General features: G+C 31.7%; 6 protein-coding genes and 1 pseudogene. 5 read left to right on the top strand and 2 right to left on the bottom strand.

The window, feature by feature from the left end:
* The 3 genes and pseudogenes from ABH959_RS24350 to ABH959_RS24340 all read left to right on the top strand — a co-directional run.
* A partial coding sequence (locus ABH959_RS24350; protein WP_404493293.1) for a hypothetical protein occupies nucleotides 1–351 on the top strand: 351 nt, incomplete at its 5' end.
* Between the two features lie 85 nt (nucleotides 352–436).
* Nucleotides 437–1,233, top strand: a pseudogene (locus ABH959_RS24345) (Tn3 family transposase); the annotation flags it as partial.
* 527 nt (nucleotides 1,234–1,760) lie between these two features.
* Nucleotides 1,761–3,425 carry a M4 family metallopeptidase gene (locus tag ABH959_RS24340; RefSeq protein WP_113937252.1) on the top strand — a complete coding sequence of 555 codons (1,665 nt, stop codon included), beginning with the start codon at nucleotides 1,761–1,763 and terminating at the stop codon, nucleotides 3,423–3,425.
* Between the two features lie 286 nt (nucleotides 3,426–3,711).
* Here ABH959_RS24340 and ABH959_RS24335 read toward each other — a convergent pair whose 3' ends face one another.
* Nucleotides 3,712–4,305, bottom strand: a complete 594-nt coding sequence (locus ABH959_RS24335; protein WP_113937253.1) for a TasA family protein — start codon at nucleotides 4,303–4,305, stop codon at nucleotides 3,712–3,714.
* Nucleotides 4,306–5,318: 1,013 nt separating this feature from the next.
* On the opposite strand from ABH959_RS24335, the gene ABH959_RS24330 reads away from it, so the two are divergent.
* Both ABH959_RS24330 and ABH959_RS24325 read left to right on the top strand, forming a co-directional pair.
* Nucleotides 5,319–6,083, top strand: a complete 765-nt coding sequence (locus ABH959_RS24330) for a DeoR/GlpR family DNA-binding transcription regulator (protein WP_113937254.1) — start codon at nucleotides 5,319–5,321, stop codon at nucleotides 6,081–6,083.
* A gap of 18 nt (nucleotides 6,084–6,101) precedes the next feature.
* On the top strand, nucleotides 6,102–6,722 hold the full coding sequence (locus ABH959_RS24325; protein ID WP_113937255.1) for an HAD family hydrolase: 621 nt from the start codon (nucleotides 6,102–6,104) through the stop codon (nucleotides 6,720–6,722).
* Between the two features lie 455 nt (nucleotides 6,723–7,177).
* Here ABH959_RS24325 and xerS read toward each other — a convergent pair whose 3' ends face one another.
* Complete coding sequence (xerS, locus tag ABH959_RS24320) at nucleotides 7,178–8,251, bottom strand: tyrosine recombinase XerS (protein WP_113937256.1); 1,074 nt, start codon at nucleotides 8,249–8,251, stop codon at nucleotides 7,178–7,180.
* Nucleotides 8,252–8,724 lie beyond the last annotated feature (473 nt).

Raw genomic sequence — 8,724 nt, 5'->3', positions numbered from 1 at the left:
GTTGCATCGAGTGATAAATCTACAACTGAAAAGTTTGATGAAGTAAGCAAATATGCTCAAGGTTACAAACCATCCAAAGATGAAGTTAAACAATTTGGTGACGAAATTATTAAAGAATATAAAGATAAAAACTATATTAAAGATGTATCTAACCATGAATACATGTTAAACAACCTTTTCAAGTCGCAAGTTGTTGATAAAAATGCATCAGATAAAAATTTAAAAGATTTTGCTTTTGATTTCTGGCAAAACTCTAAATATAATTACCGTGGTGTAGAAAATGCAACAAGTAGTGCTACTCAAGCTAATGAACGTCAAATGGATAAAGCTTTAAGTAAAATGAATAAATAGATTTTGAATAGAGGAAATAAAAAAAGCCGCCCAATTATGATGTGCACCCCAATTGTTAGACACGAAAGACAATTGGAGGTGTACTTTTTATGTACAAGTTATTAGTTCTTCAGAAGAAGCGCCACATATTATTGATGGCTTACTATATCATGAAACAGATTTGGAAATTGAAGAACATTATACGGACGCAGCGGGCTTTGTAGACCATGTCTTTGCCATGTGTCATATGCTAGGATTTCGATTAAAACGTTTAATAAAAATAAAATCTATACTTTTGAAAAGCTCATAAATCAACCACATCTAGAATTTATGATTGGTGGAACAATTCATACAAAGAAAATAAGAGAAAATTGGGATGACTTATTGCGATTAACTAGCTCTGTTCGTAATGGGACCGTCACAGCTTCCCTTATTCTCAAGAAACTTGCGGTCTATCCAAGGCAGAATAGCTTATCTGTAACTTTACGTGAAATAGGAAGAATTGAAAGAACTTTATATACATTAGAATGGTTGCAAAGCCCTGAGCTTAGAAGACGTGTACAGGTCGGTTTAAATAAAGGTGAAGCAAAACATGCACTTGCTAGAGCTGTGTGTTTTAATCGATTAGGGGAAATTCGTGATCGTTCTTATGAGGATCAATTACATAGAGCGAGCGGTTTGCAACTTCTTATTTCTGCAATTGTATTATGGAATACTGTATATATATCGCGTGCAGTAGATGCATTACGTGCAAAAGGCGTAAACATTCCAGAAGAATATTTACAACATATATCCCCACTTGGCTGGGAACATATTACATTGACGGGTGACTATGTTTGGAACTTAAATGAAAAAACAAATTTTAATAATTTAAGACCATTACGAGACAAAATCTATATATAAAAGTAGTAAAGTAAGTAAGCCGGTTCCTTAACGTACAGGGAACCGGTTGATTTGTGTCCAAATTATGTCTAAACGTACAATTTTCTTTTTTGATATGGTGACCCCTACTATACAACATCGGTAGAATAACCCCTTACTTTTGAAGTAGTAAGGGGTTATTCTTGCAAATTTTAGCTTGATGGGCGTGTATGATGCCCCCTTTTATATACAGCTTCTTGTTTTAGTTTTGTAAGTGGATCCAAAAAGAAGTAATCGTTGCCGCACCCCTTTTTCGGAGGATGGACAACGATTCCCAATTAAAATTTATCCGATATGCGAAATTGCATATTCATTATGAAAACCTAGAAAACTCAACACTTTAAGGTCTTCTACAACCAGAATTATAAGTAAATAGATATAAATAATATGAATTATTTCCCATTTATTACAATCTCCTACCTTTACAGAATCTATATATAAAAATATAATTTTCAAAAAATATAAATATTCTGTTTAAAACAGGGTGTAAAAACAAAGGAGAAGAAAATATGAAAACAAAGAAACAAAGTCTAGCAGTTTTATTGTCAGCTGGTGTTATTGCTACATCAATTAGTTTACCGACACATAGCTATGCCGCTACATCAAGTAATGTGCTGTCTACAGAGAAGTATAATGAGGTCATTAAGTCCCCAGAATTTATTTCTGGGCAGCTGACTACACCATCTTCAACAAAAACTGAGGATGTAGTATTTCGATATGTTGATGAAAATAAGGACAAATATAAACTAGGTACAAAAAGTGCTAAAGAATCATTCACTGTAAAGAAACAAGAAGATGACAATTTGGGTGCAAAAGTTGTTCGATTACAACAAACATATAGCGGTGTTCCAGTATGGGGATCTACACAAGTTGCACATGTTGATAATAAGGGGGTATTAACCGTTTTTTCTGGAACCGTGATTCCTGATTTAGATAAAAAATTACAACAACCAAATCAAAAAGTCTCTGCCGATGAGGCAGTGTCTATTGCTGAAAAGGAACTAAGTTTTAAACCAAACTATGATGTAAAACCGACATCTGAACTTGTAGTATATGCAAAAAATGACACAGTATCCTATGCATATAATGTTCATTTAGGATTTTTATCTCCACAACCAGGTAACCATGATTATTTTGTAGAAGCAGAGACTGGAAAAATCTTAGATCATATTGAAGTTTTACATACAGCAAGCACCCCAAAAAATATTATTGGGACAACAACAACGGGAACAGGAAAAGATTCATTTGGAAATACAAAAAATTTGAATCTCTTACAATCTAATAATACTTATTATTTAGTAGATCAGACCCGTGGAAAGGGAATTTATACGTATGATGCACAAAATCAAGGAAGTGATGATGACACTTCGTTTCTCCCAGGTGTCCTTTTAAGTAACAGCACTAACAGTTTTACAAGCAAAAATGCACAGGCAGCTGTGGATGCTCATACTTATGCCGGAATTGTATATGATTATTATAAAAACGTTCAGGGAAGAGATTCCTATGACGGAAATGGAGCCAAAATTGTTTCATCTGTTCATTTTGGAAAACAGTATGAAAACGCATTTTGGGATCCAGACCTAAAACAAATGGTTTATGGAGATGGAGATGGATCAACCCGTTCATTTACAGCCGCAATTGATGCTGTTGGTCATGAACTAACACATGCAGTAACAGAATCATCATCCAACTTAATTTATCAAAATGAATCTGGCGCACTTAATGAATCAATGTCAGATATTTTCGGAACATTAATCGAATATTATAATAACTCAAATCCCGATTATCTAATCGGAGAAGATTTATTCTTCCAATCGGGACAAGCCCTTCGTTCTATGAGTGATCCAACACAATACGGTGATCCAGACCATTATTCTAAACGTTATACAGGAACGAATCAAAGCAAATTAGTACACACAAATAGTGGGATTATCAATAAAGCAGCGTATCTTGTTGCAGAGGGTGGTACTCATTATGGAGTAACTGTGAACGGTATTGGTAAAGATAAAATGGGTAAAATCTTTTATCGCGCAAATACTCAATATCTCACAGAATCGGCAACATTCTCTCAGACAAGACAAGCTCTTGTACAGTCAGCCGCAGATTTATATGGAACACAATCAGCTGAGGTTACCTCTGTAACCAAAGCATTTGATGCTGTTGGTGTTAAATGATTTGGTTTTGGTGCAGCTCTTGCAAGTAATCTCCTAAACTTGGACATACTGATAGTATGACTCTAAAAAAGAACTTGTAGGGATTCCTACAAGTTCTTTTTGTTTTTCTAGCTCAACACAAAATACAACGTTCAAACAACCGTATACCTTGAAAATAGAATAAAAAAATACAAAATGTTAATTTTATAAAAGCCATTGATATCATGCGCAAATACTAATATCAATGACTTTTGGTATGGATGTGTAGTAAGCAGTTTTACTTTTTACCAACAATATGTTCGTAAAATTATTTTTCTTGTCCCTCTGTTTGATTGGCTTGGAACTCCATTTTTAGTGCAATACTATCCCCCTGGAACACATTTTGATCCATTCCGTTGTCTTCAAATATAAACTTCATCCAAAACCAATCCATTTTCCCAGACTTTAATCCCCCTGTTTCAGCCCACTTAGGATGAAATACTTTTTTGGAGGCAATTTCTGGACTTTGTGATTTTAGTTCTGCAAGAGTTGTTTCGTGTACAGGGCTTTTTGCTGGATCCCAATCCCAAAGAAATTGTACTTTAATATATTTGCCGAAATCCTCTGTATTATTATTTTGTTTTAAATCGTTTACGGTATAATCAATTTTCATCATGATATCTTTAATATCTAATGTACCACTATTTGTTAAATTGAATTTCTTTAATATTTTGTCCCCGGGTTTCAAATTTCCTAAGTTAAGTGAAGTAGTTGGTTGCATAGCTAAATCTAATGTACCTGCAGCAAATGTATTATTTGTTACAGCTTGATCGCTAAAATATGCATATGTTCCCCCACCAATTAAAGATAAGCCAAGAGCGGCTGAAACCACTCCAATACCTAATTTCTTTTTCAATGACATTTTTTTGTTCCTCCCATATCATTTTTATAATTTTTCTCCCTAATTAACTGAAAAGCTCCCCTTAATACAGGTATAACACTAATTGTAAAAAATTTATATTAAAATCAAAAAAATACTTATTGAGAAAATTATGTCATCGTTTAGCTTTTTGATAGTTACGAAATGTCCCAAGATTGGTATCGTATATATTGTTTAAATACGTTATCAAAACTTCTGTCAAAAACAAATTAGTATTAACTAACCTTTATGATTAGAATTTTTATCTCTTTAGGCTTATTTCATTGTATCAAAAGGTACGCCTTTTGATGTAGTTATATTTCTTTAAAAATCAATGTGTCGAAAGGTTCGAGATAACATTTTGAAGGACTTCAAAAATACATAGACCTTTTGAATCATATATGAATTGTTGGGAAAAGTTTTCCTTTAAGATAATGTAATTCCCGTAATCCATTTGAATCATTATATTTACATGAGTGCATTAACAAGAATGATGGTATAAGTCATTAGGTAAGAATGGGAGCATCTTACACAAGATTAAATGGGGTTAGTTCTGTAAATCTATAAAATTTAGGTTTAGAGTTTCATGTCCCAACCAATAATCTAAAAGTGAAAGTTTAAACTTTCTTGTTCAAATAGTTTGGAGTTTCATGTCCTTGTACAGATGGGGGAAGGGGGTTACTCCCATCATCCACCTAAGTGTTCGTTAAATTCTCATTTAACGTAAACAACAATTGTAGGAATCTAAAATTATCATTTATTTAATCTGTGATTTGAACCATAACTTTGCCGTTTAGGCAAGGTTATGGTTCTTTTTCTTAGAGGAAAATTTATGCTTCCAACGATAAAATTTTAAATCATTCATAAAATCGCTTAAAATTATAAAGGCATTAAAAATGAAATTCCACCAAATTCACTTAAAACAACTTAATTATATAGTATTTTCGTATCAAATCACTTAAACTAACTTGAAAATAAACTTATTTTAACTTAATATATCTTTATGGAGGTTACTTATGAATCAAGAAGAACGATTGATACGAGTCTTTAATTATTTAGAAACACATAAAACCATGAATATAAAACAAATGTGTGAAATGTTTCATATCTCACGAGATACTGCAAGAAGAGATATAGTAAAACTTTCAAAAAATAAAGCAATAGTTAGAACTTATGGTGGAGTGGCTTTAGCTACTTTTCATAAGAAAATTGATACGTACCAAAAGCGGTCACAGACTGAATTAGAAACAAAAAAATTGATTGGAATGAAGGCTGCAAATATAATTGCAAACAATGACATGATTTATTTAGATGTTTCAACAACAGTCAACTTTGTAGCGCAACATTTGCAATCGAAGAACGTAACTATTGTGACGAATTCAATTGATACTGCTTATATGTTAGCTCAATCTGAAGATACGACTATTCACCTTTTGGGAGGAACTTTAAATAAGGTTTCTCGACATACTACAGGGACTTCTACCACTGAAAAACTCAAAGATTATCACTTTGACAAGGTGTTTATTGGAACCGCTGGTATTACAGAAGACGGGATATACTATGGTTTTGAAGAAGATATTTATTTCAAGCGTGAATTAATAAAACATGCTGATCAAGTAATTTTAGTGGCAGATCACACTAAATGGAATCAGCGTCGAAATTATAAGGGTTTAATGATTGAATCTATAGACACTTTCATTACAAATCAAGTTATGTCTGATGATTTATATAACACTTTAAAAGAAAACGGTGTTGAAGTAGTAATTGCGAGTGATGATTAAAAATAGGGAGGATTTATTTTGATTACATCTCTTGTTTTTGACGTAGACGGTACAATTTTAGACACAGAAAAAGCAATACTAAAATCCTTACAAAAAGTTTTAAAGGAAGAACTAAAGAAAGATTATGCGTTAGAGGATTTAAGATTCGCATTAGGGATTCCTGGAAAAGAAACTTTAAAAAAATTAAATGTACAAAATATAGACGTTGTTCATCCGAAATGGGCCAAATCTGTACTAGATTTTTCTCATGAAGTCTCCGTATTTGAAGAATTAGAAAGCATTATTAAAGAGTTATCCCCTAGTAAATTAAAGCTTGGTATTGTTACATCAAAAACTAAGCAAGAATTAATAGATGAGTTCGAGCCGTTTGGTCTAAGCGGTCATTTCGAACATACAATTTGTGCGTGTGATACGGATAAACACAAACCACACCCTGAACCACTATTAGTTTGTTTGAAACAATTAGATGTTCCTAATAATGAGGCCGTATATATCGGAGACTCTATATACGATATGCAATGTGCGGAAAGTGCTGGTGTGAAATTCGCACTCGCTTTATGGGGCTCAAAGACAAAAGAAGGTTTTGAAAAAGCTGATTATATATTAAATACCCCAAAAGATATTTTAGCTTTAATTTAATTAAGCTCATTTCTAATAAAGACATTAAATTACTCATTAAAAAGTCGATTTCTTAATGTACAGGAAATCGACTTTTTATTAATAGTTTTTTTAACATCAAAATACCTTAATTCTTGTTAACTTTATGCTTCTTATTACAATTTAAGGAAAGTTTATGGGTTAATAATTAATTTACGGCAAAGTTATGATTCCATTTTCTTTGGAAAATTAGATAAATCTCTTCTAAAATAAGCAATTTCCGGCAAGTTTATGCTTCCAATTGCGGTATACTTATGAGTAAAGTGACATAATCTAACAAGAGAGAGCTTTTATATACCAATTAGATTAGAATTTAAACTATGTATTTTTTATATAATAAAATTAAAGATGAAATGAATAATACATAACATTTAAAACTACTACCTCTAGCAGGGAAAATAATAAAAGTTCAGCAATTTTGCATTGCTGAACTTTTATTATTTATTTTTTCCTATTCTGCCTAAGCTATCTTTAATAGTTGTTTCTCCAAGCTGTGTGTATAATAAGGCCGTATCTTGGCTGGTATGCCCAAGTTGCTGCATCACTTGTAATGAGTCTTTTTCCTCCATATATAATTTATTTGCCAGTGTATGTCTTAATTTATGAGGAGACATCTTTTTACCATAAGCCTTAGTATATTTTTCTACTATATCTTGGATAGCCCTAACCGAAAGAGGCTGTGCAGTATGTTTATACTTCGATAGAAACACATTTTTTAATTCCTTCCCTGGAGCATATTTCTTATCTCTAATTTCCATATACTTTTCAAGATCATTCAATGCAATTGGGGTAATCCATACGGAATCTTCTTTGTTTCCTTTTCGGATTACATCAATTAATCTTTCTTTTAAGTTTATATCTTCCATACGAAGATCGGCCAATTCACTTACACGAATACCACTACCAAGAAAGAGGGAAAGAATAGCTACATCACGATCTTTATCTCTTAGGAAATAGAACAACTGATGTTTTGTTAAAGACTTTTCATGCTCGTACTTAATATAATTCAAAAACTCTTGATCATCATTATTATGAAATATTTTAGATCTCATACGTTTTGCACGGGCATTTAATGTTTCCTTATCTTTATGTATTTCAATTTTAGCCATTACATTTCTATAAAAATAACATTCTCCATCATCATTCTCTGATAGGGAGGTAAGGTACTTAAATAAAGACTTTAAGGCTGAAATTTTTCTGTTAACAGAGGAATTCTGCATATTTTGTTGTAGTTTTAAAAACCTCATAAAGTTCTCAACATCTTTTTTCTTTAAATTCTCCAAATCAGAGAAGGATATGTCTTTAATGGGCTTAAATTCAATAATTTGTTCAGATAATAGCCAATTAAAGAAAACTCTAAAATCATATACATAATTCAGTAGGGTGGAGGGAGAGGCATCATGCAATTCTTTGTACTCCACAAATTCTTCTATGTAAAAGGGCATTTCATTTAAATTCTCGTATAATTTCTTACGATGTACTGATTTTTGACGTTGCTTGCTGTAATCCATAAAAATCACCTCATATATACTATAACAGAAAAAACACACGAACACAAGTTCGCATTAAATTCAATTTTTACACGAACTTATTTACATAATTAAATTATGTAATACTAAAATTCACTCGAAATTGAATGGGAAAGTGTAATTATTCTAATAAAAGTTATAGATAACCAAGTGATAAATTCATATTTGGCGATAAAAATTATATATGTATATAAAATAAAACGATTTTCAAATATAAGTTCTAACAAAATGAATACATGAACACAGTTTGAAAATCATTATAAAATGTGAATTGGTTAATTTAATCAAGGTTAATCAGGAGTTAGTTAGATCAACACAAGAAAAGCTCTTATAAATTAAAATGTAATTCACTATAAAAATTGTTTATGAGTAATTCAGCATTTGATTATTCTTATATAAAATATCAATTATATGGCGTATACCAATATACTAAAATTCATGCACTTGGGCTTGAA

The organism is Bacillus sp. RC51, assembly GCF_044908115.1.
GTDB lineage: Bacteria > Bacillota > Bacilli > Bacillales > Bacillaceae_G > Bacillus_A > Bacillus_A mycoides.
The sequence above is the reverse complement of the archived record's forward strand: the minus strand, read 5'-3'. Positions and strand labels throughout refer to the sequence as shown.

Excerpts from the sequence above, each read along its gene's own strand:
- xerS (WP_113937256.1), bottom strand. The coding sequence starts at position 8,251 with ATGGATTACAGCAAGCAACGTCAAAAATCAGTACATCGTAAGAAATTA.
- ABH959_RS24335 (WP_113937253.1), bottom strand. The coding sequence starts at position 4,305 with ATGTCATTGAAAAAGAAATTAGGTATTGGAGTGGTTTCAGCCGCTCTT.
- ABH959_RS24340 (WP_113937252.1), top strand. The coding sequence starts at position 1,761 with ATGAAAACAAAGAAACAAAGTCTAGCAGTTTTATTGTCAGCTGGTGTT.
- ABH959_RS24330 (WP_113937254.1), top strand. The coding sequence starts at position 5,319 with ATGAATCAAGAAGAACGATTGATACGAGTCTTTAATTATTTAGAAACA.